The 1,230-nt window shown below is 57.7% G+C and carries 1 pseudogene; it reads left to right on the top strand.

Annotated features, from left to right (window positions below):
- A pseudogene (locus VQ830_RS28645) lies at positions 1 to 1,230 on the top strand (beta strand repeat-containing protein); the annotation flags it as partial.

Below are 1,230 nucleotides of genomic sequence, written 5' to 3'. Positions count from 1 at the left end.
CGGCCATTTCCACAGACCAGATCGCGGCAATCAGCAGCGCTGCTATAGCCGGCCTATCCTCATCAGGCATTGCAGCTCTTTCCACCGACCAGATCATCGCGCTGCAAACAAACCAGATTGCAGCATTGAGCGGTCGCCAAATCGCGGTACTGACATCTGGTCAAATGAGCGTTCTAAGTTCCAACCAGATGAGCGCCTTTGGATCGCAGCAGATCACAGGCCTGACCACCGACGGAATTTCCGCCCTTTCAAGCAGCCAGATCACCGCGCTCTCGACTGGCGCTATAAGCGCACTTAGCACAGGCCAAATCGTCGCATTTTCCAGCAGCCAAGCTGCCGCGCTAAATCTTACGCAGGTCGCTGCACTGACGGCAGCTGCACTCGGTGCGATGTCGACCGAGGATCTTTCAACACTGACGACCGCGGAAATCGCCGTGATCGGCACAAGGGCTTTGGCAGGATTGTCGACCGTCAGCATAGCGTCACTTTCGACAAACCAGCTTGCGGCACTGGCGACAAACCAGATTGGCGCCTTGACACAGAAGCAAATCGCAGCACTGACGAGTGGCCAGGTCGAAGCCCTGAGTTCGCGCCAGCTGTCCGGCTTGAGTGCGAGCCAAGCCGGCGGTCTGACCGCGGTTCAGCTCCCGCTACTAACCACCGATCAGATGGGGGCGTTAAAATCGGGCCTGATTACAGCGCTGACATCCAACCAGATCGCTGCGCTCTCGACAGGCCAAATTGCAGCCTTCGGCACCGGACAGATAGCGGCCCTGACATCGACTTCGATTGCCGGTCTGTCATCCAGTGATGTTGCAATACTGAGCTCATCGCAAATCGCGTCGATCGGTAAGAACGCGATTGGCGGTTTATCTAGTTCTATTATCAGCGGCATTTCGACCGGCCAACTTGCAGCATTGACGACTGGTCAGATCGCGGCGCTGAACACTAGTCAGATACAGGTCTTGGCGTCAGCTCAACTCAACGCTCTCGGTTCCGACCAGGTTGCGGCGCTGGCGGCAAATCAGGTCGCAATGCTGACGACGGGCCAACTGCCGTTCCTGACGACCAATCAGGTGGGCGCTTTGAAGGCGGCCGCAATAGCTGGTCTCAGCAGCAGCCAGATTGCGGCGCTATCCAGTCAGCAGGTTGCAGAACTGAGCACCGCGCAGGTTGCGGCATTGACAGCATCGGCGGTAAGTGGGCTCACCCCTCAGGATATCGCCACGT

Origin of the sequence: Oryzifoliimicrobium ureilyticum (genome assembly GCF_037199735.1) — a bacterium.
GTDB classification, from domain to species: Bacteria; Pseudomonadota; Alphaproteobacteria; order Rhizobiales; family Rhizobiaceae; genus Rhizobium; species Rhizobium ureilyticus.
This window is presented reverse-complemented; position numbering and strand designations above follow the sequence as displayed.